This is a genomic window from Streptomyces sp. ITFR-21, assembly GCF_031844685.1.
Classification (GTDB): domain Bacteria; phylum Actinomycetota; class Actinomycetes; order Streptomycetales; family Streptomycetaceae; genus Actinacidiphila.
This window is the reverse complement of sequence record NZ_CP134605.1, coordinates 926,388-940,667: the sequence shown is the minus strand read 5'-3', so window position 1 is coordinate 940,667 and position 14,280 is coordinate 926,388. Positions and strand designations below refer to the sequence as shown.

The window sequence follows — 14,280 nt, the reverse complement described above, 5'->3', positions numbered from 1 at the left end:
GAGCGGCTCAGACCCGGTCGGCCAGCAGGCCGCGGACCGCCGCCGCGGTCACCTCGGCCAGCTGCGGCGGCGCGTCAGCCCGGGTCCGCAGGTGCAGCAGCTCCGGCGGCACCGGCGGCAGGTCGTCCCGCCGCTCCAGCCCCTCCGGCGGTGGGCCGACGTCGGCGAGCAGCCCGACCCCCAGCCCGCCGCGGATCGCGTTCATCACCCCGGCCAGGTACGCCGCCTCCACCACCACCTCGGCCGGCATCCCGTGCTCGGCCAGCGTCTCCAGCGCGCGGCGGCGGATCGTACACGGGTTGTCGATGACCACCACCGGGATCGGCGCCCCCGCGGCCGGCATCCGCCAGGACGGCGCCGAGAACCACGACAGCGGCAGCGCCCCGGCGGACGCGCTCGCCCGGTCCTTGGCGTCGCCCAGGAAGACCGCCACGTCGATGCTGCCCCGGTCCAGGCCGGCGTTCAGCCGGCCGCTGCGGTCCAGCCGGAACCGTACGCCGTGCGCCGGGTACCGCTCCTGGAGCACACCGGTGATCGCGGGCAGGATGCGGTCGGCGGCGTGCTCGGTCGACCCGACCACGATCGTGCCGGTCTCCCGTTCGCCGCGCCCCAGCCGGAACAGCGCCTCGTCGTGCGCCGCGAGGATCTTCCTGGCCTCCGACAGCAGCGTCTCGCCCGGCGGGGTGAACCGCATGCCCCTGCCGTCCCGTTCGACCAGCGGGCGCCCCACCGCCTTCTCCAGCCTGCGCACATGCTGGCTCACCGCGGACTGGGACAGACCGATGGCGGCGGCCGCGCGGTGGAACCCCCCGCAGTCGGCTATCGAGGTGAAAGTACGCAGAGCGGCGATGTCCAGAACCTCGGCCATGCCGCGAGGGTACCAACCTGCGGTTTCGGGAAGCCTACAGCGACATGACCGGCAGCCCGGCGACCCGGGCGCGACGCCCGCCCGACTCCATGCCCGAGCCACCCGCGAGATGGGGAGAAAGCGTGTCCATCGTCACCCCTCGTTCCACCGCCGCCGAGCCGCCCGCGCGGTCGCAGGCCGCGGCGCGTCCGGAGCCACCGGCCGCGGCACCCGCCGCCCCGCCGGTCCCGGAGCGGTTCAAGGCGGCTTTCCGCGGGCACCCCGCGGGCGTCGTCGTGATCACCGTGCCGGGCCCTTCCGGCCCCGCCGGATTCACCGCCACCTCCCTGGCCTCGCTCTCCCTGGACCCGCCGCTGGTGTCCTTCGGGATCGCCACGACCGCTTCCAGCTGGCCGCACGTCCGTGACGGCGGCACCGCCGTCGTGCACTTCCTGGCCGAGGGCCACGAGGAGCTGGCCCGGCGCTTCGCCACCAGCGGCATCGACCGCTTCGCCGAACCCACCCGCTACACCCGCCTCCCCGACGGCGAACCCCTGCTGGACGGCGTCACCAACTGGCTGCTGATCTCGCTGGAGAGCCTGATACCCGCCGGCGACCACCGCCTCGTCATCGGCCGCGTCACCCATGCCGCCACCAGCCCCGCCCACCGCCCGCTCCTCTACCACGACGGCACGTACCACTCCATCACGGACGTCCCGGACACCGGTGCCCGGTTCCCCGTACCCGGGCGACAAGGCGACGGATGACGGGTGACGCCTCGGCCGGCCCCGCAGCGCGTCGTCGCCGCTCAACCACTGAGACGGTGTCCTGCGGTGAGCCCGCCGCCCGCGACGCCCGCGCGGTCACCTCGTCGGCATCACCGACCCAACCCGCTGGCCCGGCGGCTCCCCCTGCCCGGCCCCCCTCCTGCCGGGGGAAGACCACGCCCGGTGGCGGCGTGAAGCCGAGTTCCTTCAGCCGTTCCCACACCTGCCACGGCTCCATTTCCAGGGCGGCCGACCGCTCCAGGATCTGCGACACGGACACCGGAACCCCCCGGTAGACCCGTTCCCTCCCCTCGCTGATGAGGGCCGAGTCGTCCCGGCCCAGCCTGGTGTGCCAGGGGAGAAGGCCGGCGTCCTGCTCGGCGGCCGAGCAGGCCGAGCAGGCCGAGCAGGCGGAGCCGTTCCGCCAGCTCCGCCGGAGTGCGCTGCAGCTTCGCCGCGGCCTGCAGCAGGTGGTCCGCCTCCACCTCCTGCCCGAACCGGAGCCACGGCCTGCGCCCGTCCAGGTCACGGCTGATCAGGACGCTGTCGTCCTTGTACATCATCGTGCGCCAGGCGGAATGGGTGCGGGCCTGCTCCGACACGCGCACCCCGAGCTGCTTGAAGCGGCCGGAGGTCTGCCGGGGGACGTCTGGGTGGCCGCGGCCGCGGCCAGCAGGTGCTCGACCGAGACCTCGGCCGCCTCCCCGAGCCACGGCTCCCTGCTGTCAAGGTCTCGGCTCAGCAGGCGTCGGTCGGTGGGCCGGAGGGGGATCTGCCAGGCCGGATACGCGCGAGCACCGTCGAGCGGGCGGTGGCCGAGTTCCGCCAGGCGGTCGGCGACCTGCCGGGGGGCCTCTCCGTGACCGCCGCCGCCGTCAGCAGATGGCTGACCGGTACCTCGTCGGCGGGTGACAGCCAGGGATAGACACCGTCCAACCTCCTGCTGAGGATGGTCAGGTCGTCGTCGCTCACCACTGCCGCCTCGGGGACGTGGTCGGCATCGGGCACACGGTATCCGAGCCGCTCCAGCCGGTCCCGGATCAGCCGGGGCGGGGACTTGAGCATGTCGGCCATGGCCAGCACGTGGCCCATCGGTACCGGCTTCTCGGTGCGCAACCACGTGGAGAAGTCGCGGCTGCGCAGGATCAGCAGCTCCACGTCCTGGCTGGTGAAGCGGGCGGGAACGCCTTCGATGTCGCCGTCCCGCCCGAGCAGGCTCCGCCGTGCCAGCAGGGACGGCAGGTCAGCGCCCGTGCGCTCGGCGGCGGTCGCCCGGCTTGCCAGGAGCCGTCTGTCGTGTGTGAGCGAGAAGTTCAGCCCGTCGTCGTGCGGTGACGAAGAGGAGTTCTCCGGCCCCTGGAGACCGAGCAGCAGAGCGTCGCTCGGGAGTGCCACCGGTGGGGACGACGACGCCGTGAGCGCGATCCCGGGAACGAGTCCCGCCTTGGCCCAGGCCCGGGCCCGCCAGTCGGTGATCGCGGTGGGAAGTCGTCCGAGTACTTCGTCGGCCCGGCTCCGCAGCCGGTGGCCGGCGTGGCCTTTGGACGGCCTGCCGGACGGCGGTGTCGAGGTTGTGGGCTGCTCCGCCCGCAGTTCGATCTCCGGGGCGAAGCAGCTCACTACCTTCGCCCCCTCGCCAAGGACGGCGAGGCGAACGTCCGTGTCTACGTCGATCAGTCGTTGATGAACGTGCTGAAGCGGCAGCAGGCAGAGAGTGCTACTCGGGGAGGCGTGGTCGGATCACCACCTGGTGTTCGCCCGTGACGCGTTCAAGCTGCGCGACGTATCCAAGCTCGAAGGCCCGCAGGGCCCGGAGAGGGTTCCGGCCCGCTGGCGGACCCTGCGGAGGCGTCTCGGCCTCCCGGACGACTTCCGCATCCACGACTGGCCGGCCAGCCTCGTGACGAACGACCTGGACAACGGTGAGAATCCCGTCGAGGTCTCCGCCAAGGTCCGGCACCACTCACCTGGCTACACAATGGCCCGCTACGGCAAGCGCCGTGTAGAGGGAGCCCGCACGCTGGCTGCGTCCACCGCGGGCCGCATCGGGTTGGGCACGGTGGCCTAGAGAGAAGATCATTTACGGGTTGGTCACCGCGTTGGTCACGCGGACCACCTGACAACAGAAAAACCCCTGGTCAACAGGGGCTTCCGCTGGTGTCCGAGGGGGGACTTGAACCCCCACGCCCGATAAAGGGCACTAGCACCTCAAGCTAGCGCGTCTGCCATTCCGCCACCCGGACCGGGTGTGTCACCTCGGGTGAGAGGCCGTGGCGACGAGGTAAACCATAGCAAAGATCGGGGGGCGCCCGATCACGGAGTGGGGGCGGGAAGCGGGGGCGAGCCTTGGGGGAAGCGGGGGTGGCGGGGGAGGATGGGGGCGGCAGCGACCGTGGCCGCCGGGGAGGGTTGGCGGGCGCGGCAGGGAACGAGCGAGGAGTGAGCGTGGGCGCATCGGAGCCGGGCAGGGCGGGCACGGGCGAGGACGAGGTCGTCGACCTGTGCAGCGAGCTGATCCGGATCGACACCAGCAACTACGGCGACCACTCGGGACCCGGGGAGCGGGCGGCGGCCGAGTACGTCGCGGAGAAGCTGGCAGAGGTCGGCCTCGAACCGCGGATCTTCGAGTCGCACAAGGGCCGCGCGTCCACCGTGGCCCGGATCGAGGGCGAGGACCGGTCACGGCCCGCGCTGCTCATCCACGGGCACACCGACGTGGTGCCGGCCAACGCCGACGACTGGACCCGCGACCCGTTCGGCGGCGAGATCGCCGACGGGTGCGTGTGGGGCCGCGGCGCGGTCGACATGAAGGACATGGACGCGATGACGCTGGCGGTGGTACGGGACCGGCTGCGGACCGGCCGCAAGCCGCCGCGGGACATCGTGGTGGCGTTCCTCGCCGACGAGGAGGCCGGCGGCACGTACGGGGCCAGGTTCCTGGTCGACAAGCACCCCGACCTGTTCGAGGGCGTCACGGAGGCGATCGGCGAGGTCGGCGGCTTCTCGTTCACCGTCGACGAGAACCTGCGGCTCTACCTCATCGAGACCGCCCAGAAGGGCATGCACTGGATGCGGCTCACGGTGGACGGCACCGCGGGCCACGGCTCGATGACCAACAAGGACAACGCGATCACCGAGCTGTGCGAGGCGGTCGGCCGGCTGGGCCGGCACGAGTTCCCGCTGCGGATCACCAAGTCCGTACGCGGCTTCCTCGACGAGCTGTCCGACGCGTTCGGCGTGGAGCTGGACCCGGGGGACATGGAGGAGACGCTCGCCAGGCTCGGCGGTATCGCCAAGATGATCGGCACCACGCTGCGCAACACCGCCGCCCCCACCATGCTCGGCGCCGGCTACAAGGTGAACGTCATCCCCGGCCAGGCCACCGCCCACGTCGACGGGCGCTTCCTGCCCGGCTACGAGGAGGAGTTCCTGGCCGACCTCGACCGGGTCCTCGGCCCCCGGGTCAAGCGGGAGTCGCTGCACTCCGACAAGGCGCTGGAGACGGACTTCGACGGCAAGCTGGTCGAGGCGATGCAGTCGGCGCTCAGGGCGGAGGACCCGATCGCGAAGGCCGTGCCGTACATGCTCTCCGGCGGCACCGACGCGAAGTCCTTCGACGACCTGGGTATCCGCTGCTTCGGCTTCGCGCCGCTCCAACTGCCGCCCGAACTGGACTTCGCCGGGATGTTCCACGGCGTGGACGAGCGGGTGCCGGTGGACGGTCTGCGCTTCGGTGTCCGGGTGCTCGACCGCTTCATCGAGAACAGCTGACACGGCCGGCGGTTCGGTCGCCTGTGCCCGTGGCACCGGGGTACATACCCGGTACGAGTGAATGAACCGGTGCTTTCGTAGCTCTAATCGAGTCGTCCTCGTTACGACGTGTGCGGTCCGCGGCTCGGACCGCACACGTCCCATGAGGAGGATGTCCATGATCAAGAAGGTCGTCGCCGTAGCGGCTGCCACCGGCGGTCTGGTGCTCGCGGGCACCGGGTTCGCCTACGCCGACTCCGGCGCGGCGGGCGCGGCGGTCGGTTCGCCGGGCGTGCTGTCCGGCAACCTCGTGCAGATCCCGGTGCACGTGCCGGTGAACATCTGCGGCAACACGGTCGACGTCGTCGGCCTGCTCAACCCTGCCTTCGGCAACGTCTGCGTCAACCAGTAGTCCCGCACCGGCCCTCATCGGCCGGACCGGCCCCGGGCGCGTTCCCCGCGCTCCGGGGCCGCTCGTCGTGTCCGCGGAGGCCGCGGACGGGCGCGGACGCCCGCCCGACGGACGTGGACGCGCGCGAGAGACCCGGGAGGTCTGGGACGTCCCGGGAGACCCGAAGAACCCGAAGACACGGAAAGCAGGGATGTCAGAAGTTATGCGACAGCTCACGAAGAAGGGCCTGCTCACGGTGGTCGCCGCCGGCGGCGTACTGGCCGCGGGCGGTACCGGGTTCGCCTACGCGGACGCCGGTGCGCAGGGCGCGGCGGTCGGTTCGCCGGGCGTGCTGTCCGGCAACCTCGTGCAGATCCCGGTGCACGTGCCGGTGAACGCCTGCGGCAACACGGTCGACGTCGTCGGCCTGCTCAACCCCGCCTTCGGCAACGCCTGCGCCAACGCGGACGTCCACCCGACCCCGCCGGCCGCCCCCGTCACCCCCGGCACCCCGGGGACGCCCGTCACCCCCGGACACCCGGGGCACCCCGGCCACCCGGGCCACCCGGGGCACCCCGGCCACCCGGGCCACCCCGGAACGCCCGGTCAGCCGGGCCACCCCGGAACGCCCGGTCAGCCGGGTACGCCTGGGAACCCGGGCAACCCGGGCAACCCGGGCAACCCGGGAACTCCCGGTACGCCCAACACCCCCGGTCAGCCCGGCACCCCGGGCAACCCGGGAACCCCCGGCACCCCGGGCAACCCGGGAACCCCCGGCACCCCCGGCACCCCGGGCAACCCGGGAACCCCCGGCACCCCCGGCACCCCGGGCAACCCGGGAACCCCCGGCGGCGGTGCCCCCGTCTCGTACCCGGGCTCGGGCAGCGGCGCGGAGGCGAAGACGCCCGCGCTGGCGCACACCGGAGCGGACGGGATCGGTCTGACCGCGTCCGCCGCGGGCGCGCTGCTGCTGGGCGGAACCGCCCTGTACCGCCGTGGTCGCGCCGCCCGGCGCTGACCGGGGCGCCGCGGGACCGCGCGGACTCAGGGTCCGGCGCGGACGGGACCGGGTGGCACGGGACATCGGCCGCCCGGTCCCCCACCGGTCGGCGCGGGCCGTTCCGCGCCGGGTGGACCGCCGGCCCGCGCGGGCCGCGCCCGGCGGTCCGCGACGGCGGTCGCGGTCACCAAGTGGCCCGTGCCTGGCGGATGATGCGGCGGCGCAGGCGCACCCGGCGGCTGCCGTCGGGGTAGAGGCGCACCCGGTCCAGTTCCCAGTGCCTGTACTCCGCCTCGTCGGTCAGCAGACGTGTCGCGTCCTTGCGGGAGACCCCACGCGGCACGTACATCTCTCTGAATTCGTATTCCGGCATCGCATCTATTGTGCAAGCAACGCCCCGGTGCGGATAGCGTCTGCCTCATGTCTGATGACGTGCAGCCCACCGTGGCCGAGGTCCGTGCCGCGGTCGAGGCGTTCAAGGCCGCGCTCGACCGTCACCTCGACGCGATCGAGAACCGTACCGGCGGGGAGGACCCCGTCGTCTACGCGGCGTTCGAGGCGCTGGCCTCGGCCGCCGAGGTGTATGACGAGTTGCTGTACGAGCGGTACGACGAGGTGACGCCGTTCGAGGTCCCGGCCGGCGACACCGTCGAGTACGCCGGGCCCGAGGAGCCGGAAACGGTCAGCGTGCTGATCCGCCGCGACTACACCATCGTCGAGCCCGACCGGCTGTTCGCGCAGGCCAGAAGGGCCGACGAGGGCGACGACACGGAAGGCGACTCGGTCAACGCGGCAATCGGGGTGATCTTCGGGGAGTACGAACCCGATGAGATCGCCCAGCGACACAAGGAGTTCGGCCTGGAGGAGGGCGACTCCACGCTGTGGGTGACGGCCGTCGAACCCGCCGAGCCCGGGGAGTGGCTCGACGCCCCCTTCGACCAGGCCGACCCGCAACTGGTGGTGTGCCGCTTCGACGTGAGCGCGGTCTTCGACGACGAGCTGAGTGTGCTCGACCCGGACTGAGCCCCGCCGCCCGGCCGGTGCGGGGAAGGCCGCGGGCGGCCGGCGGGCGGGGGAGTGGCGGCCGAAGAGGCCGGCATCCCCCGCCCCGGCCCCGCACGGCCCCGCTCAGCCCTCCGCCGCCAGCTCCCGCAGCACCCCCGTGAGCCGGGTGGTGCGCTCCTTCGCCGCGGGGCCCGCGACCGCCTGCGCCAGGGCCTGGTCCCCGCCCCGCACCACCGACAGATGCCGTTCGCCGCGGGTGAACGCCGTGTAGACCCACGAACGCGTCAGCAGCGGCCCCGCGTCGCCCGGCACGACCACCACGACCGCGGGCCAGCGGGTCCCGGCCGCCTGGTGCGCGGTGACCGCCCACCCGTGCCGGACCTTCCCGCCCGGCCCCGCCGGTCCGCCCGGCCCCGCCACGTCGTCGCGCGGAACGAGGACGCCGCCCCCCTCGCATTCCAGCCGCAGCCCGTCCGGCTCCGCGCCGACCACCGTGCCCGGCACCGTACGGCCGGGCGCCGGGACGTACACCACGCGGTCGCCCGGGTCGAAGCCGCCGAACCGGCCGGGGCCGGGGTTGAGCCGCTCCTTGAGGGCCGCGTTCAGCGCCCGGGTGCCGACCGCGCCGCCGTGCGCGAGGGCGATCACCTGGGTCCGGTCCGCCGGGACGCCGATGACCCGCGGTACGGAGTCGGCGACCAGCTGGACGGTACGGAGCAGGGCCTCCTGCGGGTCGCGGACCGGGACCAGTACGACCTCGCGGCCGGGGGCCTCCACGGTGGCGAACTCGCCGACGCTCACATAGGAGGTCAGCGCGCCGATCGGGCCCGGGTCGGGCGTGCGGGAGGTGACCCGCGGGCAGACCCTGGCGGCCAGCAGGTCGGCGAACGCCCGGCCGGGACCGGCCGACCACAGGGCGTGCGGGTCGCCGCTGAGCACCAGCCGGGCGCCGTCCGGGACCGCCTCCACCAGGTCGGCGGCCTCCTCCACCGACAGCTGCGGCGCGTCCAGCACGGCGAGCAGGTCCAGCGCGAGAGTGCCGTCGCCGTCCCGCCCCGGCCCGGCCCCGCCGTCGAGCAGCCCGGCCACGGTCAGCGCCGCGTCCTCGCCCACCGCTTCGGCGAGGCGGCGGCGGCCGTTCTCGGTGTACGCCGCCGCGTACGCCCGCAGGCCCGCTTCCCGGGCAGCGGTGACGAGCGCGGCGGGCTCGGCGCGGGCCGCCTCGCCGCCCGTGTGCAGGACGAGGCCGCTGCCGGCGGCGGCCCGGACCAGTTCGGCGGCGGAGGCGGAGGGCGCGTCGGCGGCGGCCTTCTCCCACATTGGGCCGTCGACGCCATCGAAGGACCGCAGCAGCCGGATCAGGCCGTCCGCGAGGCTCTCCTCGGCCAGCGCGTACCGGTCCAGGCCGAGCAGCAGCGGTACGGCCGCCGGTCGGTCCGCGGTCTCCTCTTCCTCCTCGTCGGGGTCGGCCTCCTCCGTCCCGGCGCCGGCGCCGAAGGCCAGTACCCGCCCGTCCTCCACCGCCTCGGCCACGGCGGCGTCGGGGTCGGGGACCGTGTGGCGGACCAGCGCGGCCTTGAGGGCGTCGGCGGTGAGGGCGGTATGGCCCTGCTCGGCGGCCCGCTCCATCAGGAACCCGACGAGCGCCCTGGCCCGCCGCGCGTCCCCCGGCCCGGATCCCGCGCCGAGCAGGGCCCGCGCGAACGCGTCCGCGTGCTCCACCCGCACCCCCGCCAGGCCCAGTACCTCCCACGGGTCGGCCCGCAGCTCCGCGCCGGCCCGCTCGCCGAGGATCCGGACCGCCTCCTCGGCCAGCCCGCCGGGGGCGCCGCCGGCCAGCAGCACCTGCCGGGCCGCCGCCACCGCGGCGGGGTCCACGGCCACCGGCCGCGGCGCGGCGGGGGAGGCCGGGCCGCGCCGGCGGGAGCCGGCCCCGGTCCCGTGCGGTTGCGGGTCGGCCGCGAGACCCCCGTCGCCGGGCCCGGCCGCGGTGGCGGGCGGCCCGGCCGCCGACGCGGCACGGGGCGCCGGGCCGCCGGGCACCGACACGGCGTCCGGCACCGGGCCCTCGGCCACGGCGGCCGGTGGCGCCACCGCGCCGCCGGCCGCCGTGGCCGCGTCCGTTTCCGTACGCGGGTCCGCGTGCGGGTCCGCCTCGGCGCCCGTCTCCGGCGCCTGCGCCGTCCCCTGGGTGGACCCGGCGGCCGGGGCCGGGGCCGGGGTGCCCGCCGCCTGCGCGAGCTCGGCGGCCTGGACGGCCGCGATCTCCGCCGCCATCGCCTCCCGCCGCTTGCGGCGCGCCTCGGCGGCGTCCCCGCGCGGCGCCGGAGCCGCCGGGTTCTCGCCGCGCTCGATCGACCGCACGGCCGCCGCCAGCCCGGCGAGGTCCACTTGTCGCGCGGAGCCGCCGGGACCGCCGGGACCGCCGGCCGGGGCGGGTCCGCCGGCCGCCGGTGCGGGCTGCGGGGTCGTCGGGACGTAAGGCGGGGTGTCGGTCACTGCTGGGGCCTCCGTGGAGCGGCGCGGCCACGGCTCAGAGCGTGCTCCAGTCGTGGTCCGGATAGCGGTGCAAAGGCGCCGAGACATCGTCCAGCGCCAGGCAGATCTCTTCGGGAAGCGTAAGGGCCTCCACCGACAGCGCCTCGGTGAGCTGCGCGGCGCTGCGCGCGCCGACGATGGGGGCGGCCACCCCGGGCCGGTCGCGTACCCATGCCAGCGCGACGTGCAGGGCGGAGACGGCCAGCCCGTCCGCCGCTATGGCCAGCGCGTCCACGATCAGCCGGGCCGTCTCGTCCAGGTAGGGCGCCACGAAGGGCGCCATGTCGGGGGAGCCGCCGCGCGAGTCCGCCGGCGTGCCGTGCCGGTACTTGCCGGTGAGCACCCCGCGGCCCAGCGGCGAGGACGGCAGCAGCCCCACCCCGAGGTCGAGCGCGGCCGGCAGCACCTCCCGCTCCACCCCGCGCTGGAGCAGCGAGTACTCCATCTGGGTGCTGGCCAGCGGGGTGCGCCCGGGCGCGGCGAGCTGCCAGGACGCCGCCTTGGCCAGCTGCCAGCCGCAGAAGTTGGACACGCCGACGTAGCGGGCCCGCCCGGTGCTGACCGCGATCTCCAGCGCCTGGAGGGTCTCCTCCAGCGGCGTGCCGGGGTCGAAGGCGTGCACCTGCCACAGGTCGACGTAGTCCGTGCCGAGCCGCTGGAGCGAGGCGTCCAGCGCGGACAGCAGATGCCCGCGCGAGGTGTCGAACCGCCGGTCCGGGTCCGGCACGCTGCCCGCCTTGGTGGCGATCACCAGGTCGGTCCGCGGCACCAGGTCCTCCAGCAGCCGGCCGAGCAGGTATTCGGCACCGCCGTCGGCGTAGACGTCGGCCGTGTCGACCAGTGTGCCGCCGGCGCCCCAGAACGCCTTGAGCTGATCGGCGGCGTCACGTTCGCCGGTGTCACGGCCCCAGGTGAGGGTGCCGAGCCCCAGCCGGGACACGCGCAACCCGGTGCGGCCGAGGTGCCTTTGCTCCATGGACGCTGAGGCTAGCGCCCGGACCCGCCGAAGGGCAGCAGTGACGTACCTGACAGGCGACGGAGTGGTGGCGGCACGCTACAGTCCGGAGTGACAATGACGTTACTCACCAGTACACCGCGCGGGCGGCGGTGCACGGGCACCACGGACAAAAGGGGAGCGGTATGCGGCTCGGGATCAACCTCGGCTACTGGGGTGCCGGCATGGACGCGGACAACCTCACCGTCGCCCAGGAGGCGGACCGGCTCGGCTACGCGGTCTGCTGGGCCGCCGAGGCCTACGGTTCCGACGCCCCCACCGTGATCTCCTGGGTCGCCGCCCACACCGAGCGGATCGACGTCGGCTCGGCGATCTTCCAGATCCCGGCGCGCACCCCGGCGATGACCGCGATGACCGCCGCCACCCTCGACTCGCTGTCCGGCGGCCGGTTCCGGCTCGGCCTCGGCGTGTCGGGCCCGCAGGTCTCCGAGGGCTGGTACGGCGTCAAGTTCGACAGGCCGCTGTCGCGTACCCGGGAGTACGTCGAGATCGTCCGCAAGGCGATGTCCCGCGAGCGGCTGAGCTACCAGGGCGAGCACTGGACGCTGCCGCTGCCCGGCGGTCCTGGCAAGCCGATCAAGCTGACCGTGCACCCGCAGCGCGAGCACATCCCGCTCTACATCGCCGCGATCGGCCCGAAGAACCTGGAGCAGACCGGCGAGATCGCCGACGGCGCGCTGCTGCTCTTCCCGTCCGCCGCCCAGCTGGAGGAGACCGCGATCCGCTTCCTGCGGGCCGGCCGGGAGAAGGCCGGCCTGACGATGGACGGCTTTGACGTCAGCCCGACGCTGCCGCTGGCCCTCGGCGACGACGTGGCCGCGCTCGCCGACTTCTTCCGCCCGTACACCGCGCTCTACGTCGGCGGCATGGGCAGCCGCAGGCAGAACTTCTACAACCGGCTCGCGCAGCGCATGGGGTACGAGAAGGAGGCCGCGGAGGTCCAGGACAAGTACCTGGCCGGGGACAAAAACGGCGCGGCGGCAGCGGTGCCGCAGGAGCTGATCGACTCCACCAGCCTGCTGGGCCCGGTGGAGCGGATCGCCGACCGGCTGGCGGAGTACGCGGCGGCCGGCGTCGACACGCTCAACCTGACCCCGGCCGGCTTCACCCTGGAGGAGCGCCTGGCGGGCCTGCGCGCGGGCATCGAGGCCCTGGAACGGGCCGGCCTCGCCTGAGCCGCCGCCGTCCCCCCGGCGCGGTCCGCGGCCGGTCCTGACCGGCCCCGTGGCGCGGCCTCGTCACCTGGTCCGCGACCGGCACACGCACGTGCCGCGGCACACGCCACGCGCAGCGGCGCACGCCACGCGCAGCGGCGCACCGCATCCGGGCCGGCCGGTGTGCCCGACCCGCGCCGGGCGCCCGCACGTGCTGCGGCGCACCCGCGGGCCGCGCCGGCCGGCCCCGCGCGGCCCGGCCGCAGCCGTCAGTCCGGGACCAGCCGTCCGAGCAGGCGGCCGAAGTCGATGAGCCGGGCTATCTGCCCGGCTCCGCCGTCGTCCAGGGACTTGCTGAACCGGAAGGTCTCCGGGCGGAACCGCGCCGAGGCCGCCGGCAGCGGCGAGTCCGGGTCGGTGGGGGCCGCGGTCAGCTCGTGCGGCGTCGAGGTGGCCAGCACCACGTACACCCCGCGGTCGATCCGCCGGCCCTCCTCGTCCCGCCCCACCAGTGTGCGCATCCCGACATGCCCGATCGACGCCAGCGGCAGCACCTGCACCGACGAGTCGAGCACCGTCCCGCCGGGCGCCTCCGCGTCCGCCAGCTCCTCGCTGTGCCACAGGACCAGCCGCCGCCCGTCGCAGACCGCCGCCTCCTGCCAGAGCGAGGCCCCCGCCTCGGTGAGGTCCACCACCCGCTCCAGGGTGAAGCCGCGCACCCGGCGGCGCCCGACCACCCCCTCTATGGCGTCCAGCGCGACATCCGCGTGCAGGAAGTACGCCTCCGCCGCGTCCACCAGCCGGCGGTAGGGCGACCAGTCCGCTCCCGCTCCCGCCGGACCCGCCGCCGCGGCGACCGCCGGACGGCTCCTCGTCGCCCTGCCGAACATCTCCACCCGCTTCACGCCGCCGATTCCCGGGCCTCTTTGACCCTTGCTGCACCTTACCCAGGGGGTACGACGGCGAGGAGCGGGCCGACGGCGGCGGATCGCGGAAATCCGCGGCCGTGGTGGGGGCTCGGGGGGTCCTCCCCGCCACGGCCGGCACCCAGCACAACGGGGACGCCCCGGAAGGGTTACGGTGACGGGCATGCCCACCGTGATCCTTGTCCGGCACGGCCGTTCGACGGCCAACACCGATGGAGTGCTGGCCGGGTGGAGCCCGGGTGTCGCCCTGGACGACACCGGCCGGGCCCAGGCCACCGCGCTCGCCGCCCGGCTCGCCGCCCTCCCGCTGGCCGCCGTGGTCAGCAGCCCGCTGCAGCGCTGCCGCGAGACCCTGCAGCCGCTGCTCGACACCCGGCCGGAACTGCCGCTGCACACCGACGACCGCGTCGGCGAGTGCCACTACGGCGACTGGACCGGGCGCAAGCTGAGCGAGCTGGCCGAGGAACCGCTGTGGGTTACCGTCCAGCGGCACGCCTCGGCCGCCGTCTTCCCCGGTGCGGGGGGCGAGTCGCTGCGCGGCATGCAGGCCCGCGCGGTGGACGCGCTACGGGACTGGAACGACCGGATCGAGGCCGAGCACGGCCCGGACGCGCTGTACCTGGTCTGCTCGCACGGCGACATCATCAAGGCGCTGGCCGCCGACGCGCTCGGCATGCACCTGGACCTCTTCCAGCGGATCGGCACCGATCCCTGCTCGGTGACCGTGATCCGGTACACCCCGCACCGGCCGTTCCTGCTGCGGCTCGGCGACACCGGCGACCTCACCGGGCTGGTCCCGCCGCCGCGCCCGCAGACCGAGGACGGCGCGCAGGGCCCCGCCGCGCCGGACGACGCCGTGGTGGGTGGCTCCACCGGCACCCCGTGAT

Annotated in this window: 16 protein-coding genes, 1 tRNA gene and 1 pseudogene; 8 read left to right on the top strand and 10 right to left on the bottom strand. The window is 74.6% G+C overall.

The features are described from left to right. Nucleotides 1–7: 7 nt before the first annotated feature. Complete coding sequence (locus tag RLT57_RS04270; protein ID WP_311296021.1) at nucleotides 8–868, bottom strand: LysR family transcriptional regulator; 861 nt, start codon at nucleotides 866–868, stop codon at nucleotides 8–10. A gap of 122 nt (nucleotides 869–990) precedes the next feature. Between RLT57_RS04270 and RLT57_RS04265 the strand changes: the two genes are divergently transcribed. After that, entirely contained in the window at nucleotides 991–1,614 is a 624-nt protein-coding gene (locus RLT57_RS04265) for a flavin reductase family protein (protein WP_311296020.1), read from the top strand. On the opposite strand, the gene RLT57_RS33690 is transcribed toward RLT57_RS04265, so the two are convergent. From RLT57_RS33690 to RLT57_RS04260, 4 genes and pseudogenes are all read right to left on the bottom strand, one after another. Continuing rightward, entirely contained in the window at nucleotides 1,553–1,957 is a 405-nt protein-coding gene (locus RLT57_RS33690) for a hypothetical protein (protein ID WP_432759757.1), read from the bottom strand. The genes RLT57_RS04265 and RLT57_RS33690 overlap by 62 nt on opposite strands. Nucleotides 1,958–2,024: 67 nt before the next feature. After that, nucleotides 2,025–2,174, bottom strand: a pseudogene (locus tag RLT57_RS33685) (hypothetical protein); the annotation flags it as partial. Next, the gene (locus tag RLT57_RS33680; protein WP_432759756.1) at nucleotides 2,174–2,356 is read right to left on the bottom strand and encodes a hypothetical protein; all 183 of its coding nucleotides are present in this window, start codon (nucleotides 2,354–2,356) and stop codon (nucleotides 2,174–2,176) included. The pseudogene RLT57_RS33685 and the gene RLT57_RS33680, both read right to left, overlap by 1 nt. Further along, the gene (locus RLT57_RS04260) at nucleotides 2,353–3,234 is read right to left on the bottom strand and encodes a hypothetical protein (RefSeq protein ID WP_311296019.1); all 882 of its coding nucleotides are present in this window, start codon (nucleotides 3,232–3,234) and stop codon (nucleotides 2,353–2,355) included. The genes RLT57_RS33680 and RLT57_RS04260 overlap by 4 nt, the downstream gene beginning before the upstream one ends. Before the next feature lie 130 nt (nucleotides 3,235–3,364). Here RLT57_RS04260 and RLT57_RS04255 point away from each other — a divergent pair, with 130 nt between their 5' ends. Continuing rightward, a complete protein-coding gene (locus tag RLT57_RS04255) occupies nucleotides 3,365–3,682 on the top strand; it encodes a hypothetical protein (RefSeq protein ID WP_311296018.1) in 318 nt (105 codons plus the stop codon). 87 nt (nucleotides 3,683–3,769) lie between these two features. On the opposite strand, the gene RLT57_RS04250 is transcribed toward RLT57_RS04255, so the two are convergent. After that, nucleotides 3,770–3,857 (bottom strand) — tRNA-Leu (locus RLT57_RS04250). Between the two features lie 202 nt (nucleotides 3,858–4,059). Between RLT57_RS04250 and RLT57_RS04245 the strand changes: the two genes are divergently transcribed. The 3 genes from RLT57_RS04245 (at nucleotide 4,060) to RLT57_RS04235 (ending at nucleotide 6,773) form a co-directional block, all read left to right on the top strand. Further along, nucleotides 4,060–5,385 (top strand): M20/M25/M40 family metallo-hydrolase, encoded by a 1,326-nt coding sequence (locus RLT57_RS04245; RefSeq protein WP_311296017.1) that lies wholly within the window; start codon nucleotides 4,060–4,062, stop codon nucleotides 5,383–5,385. A gap of 157 nt (nucleotides 5,386–5,542) precedes the next feature. Continuing rightward, complete coding sequence (locus tag RLT57_RS04240; protein WP_311296016.1) at nucleotides 5,543–5,776, top strand: chaplin; 234 nt, start codon at nucleotides 5,543–5,545, stop codon at nucleotides 5,774–5,776. A gap of 202 nt (nucleotides 5,777–5,978) precedes the next feature. Next, entirely contained in the window at nucleotides 5,979–6,773 is a 795-nt protein-coding gene (locus tag RLT57_RS04235; RefSeq protein WP_311296015.1) for a chaplin, read from the top strand. 166 nt (nucleotides 6,774–6,939) lie between these two features. On the opposite strand, the gene RLT57_RS04230 is transcribed toward RLT57_RS04235, so the two are convergent. Further along, complete coding sequence (locus tag RLT57_RS04230) at nucleotides 6,940–7,128, bottom strand: DUF5703 family protein (RefSeq protein ID WP_311296014.1); 189 nt, start codon at nucleotides 7,126–7,128, stop codon at nucleotides 6,940–6,942. A 47-nt stretch (nucleotides 7,129–7,175) separates the two neighbouring features. Here RLT57_RS04230 and RLT57_RS04225 point away from each other — a divergent pair, with 47 nt between their 5' ends. Continuing rightward, nucleotides 7,176–7,778 (top strand): hypothetical protein, encoded by a 603-nt coding sequence (locus RLT57_RS04225; protein WP_311296013.1) that lies wholly within the window; start codon nucleotides 7,176–7,178, stop codon nucleotides 7,776–7,778. A gap of 105 nt (nucleotides 7,779–7,883) precedes the next feature. Here the strand turns inward: RLT57_RS04225 and RLT57_RS04220 are convergent, their stop codons facing one another. Further along, complete coding sequence (locus RLT57_RS04220; RefSeq protein ID WP_399129756.1) at nucleotides 7,884–10,037, bottom strand: ATP-binding domain-containing protein; 2,154 nt, start codon at nucleotides 10,035–10,037, stop codon at nucleotides 7,884–7,886. Between the two features lie 256 nt (nucleotides 10,038–10,293). Further along, nucleotides 10,294–11,274: an aldo/keto reductase gene (locus tag RLT57_RS04215; RefSeq protein WP_311296011.1), complete on the bottom strand. Its 981-nt coding sequence runs from the start codon at nucleotides 11,272–11,274 to the stop codon at nucleotides 10,294–10,296. Between the two features lie 164 nt (nucleotides 11,275–11,438). Here RLT57_RS04215 and RLT57_RS04210 point away from each other — a divergent pair, with 164 nt between their 5' ends. After that, entirely contained in the window at nucleotides 11,439–12,488 is a 1,050-nt protein-coding gene (locus tag RLT57_RS04210) for an LLM class F420-dependent oxidoreductase (RefSeq protein ID WP_311296010.1), read from the top strand. A 248-nt stretch (nucleotides 12,489–12,736) separates the two neighbouring features. Here the strand turns inward: RLT57_RS04210 and RLT57_RS04205 are convergent, their stop codons facing one another. Then, nucleotides 12,737–13,372 carry a hypothetical protein gene (locus RLT57_RS04205; protein WP_311296009.1) on the bottom strand — a complete coding sequence of 212 codons (636 nt, stop codon included), beginning with the start codon at nucleotides 13,370–13,372 and terminating at the stop codon, nucleotides 12,737–12,739. Between the two features lie 184 nt (nucleotides 13,373–13,556). Between RLT57_RS04205 and RLT57_RS04200 the strand changes: the two genes are divergently transcribed. Continuing rightward, nucleotides 13,557–14,279 (top strand): histidine phosphatase family protein, encoded by a 723-nt coding sequence (locus RLT57_RS04200; protein WP_311296008.1) that lies wholly within the window; start codon nucleotides 13,557–13,559, stop codon nucleotides 14,277–14,279. Nucleotide 14,280: the final 1 nt, after the last annotated feature.

Coding starts and splice junctions, on each gene's coding strand:
- RLT57_RS04270 (WP_311296021.1), bottom strand. CDS start 868: ATGGCCGAGGTTCTGGACATCGCCGCTCTGCGTACTTTCACCTCGATA.
- RLT57_RS04240 (WP_311296016.1), top strand. CDS start 5,543: ATGATCAAGAAGGTCGTCGCCGTAGCGGCTGCCACCGGCGGTCTGGTG.
- RLT57_RS04235 (WP_311296015.1), top strand. CDS start 5,979: ATGCGACAGCTCACGAAGAAGGGCCTGCTCACGGTGGTCGCCGCCGGC.
- RLT57_RS04230 (WP_311296014.1), bottom strand. CDS start 7,128: ATGCCGGAATACGAATTCAGAGAGATGTACGTGCCGCGTGGGGTCTCC.
- RLT57_RS04225 (WP_311296013.1), top strand. CDS start 7,176: ATGTCTGATGACGTGCAGCCCACCGTGGCCGAGGTCCGTGCCGCGGTC.
- RLT57_RS04220 (WP_399129756.1), bottom strand. CDS start 10,037: ATGGCGGCGGAGATCGCGGCCGTCCAGGCCGCCGAGCTCGCGCAGGCG.
- RLT57_RS04215 (WP_311296011.1), bottom strand. CDS start 11,274: ATGGAGCAAAGGCACCTCGGCCGCACCGGGTTGCGCGTGTCCCGGCTG.
- RLT57_RS04210 (WP_311296010.1), top strand. CDS start 11,439: ATGCGGCTCGGGATCAACCTCGGCTACTGGGGTGCCGGCATGGACGCG.
- RLT57_RS04200 (WP_311296008.1), top strand. CDS start 13,557: ATGCCCACCGTGATCCTTGTCCGGCACGGCCGTTCGACGGCCAACACC.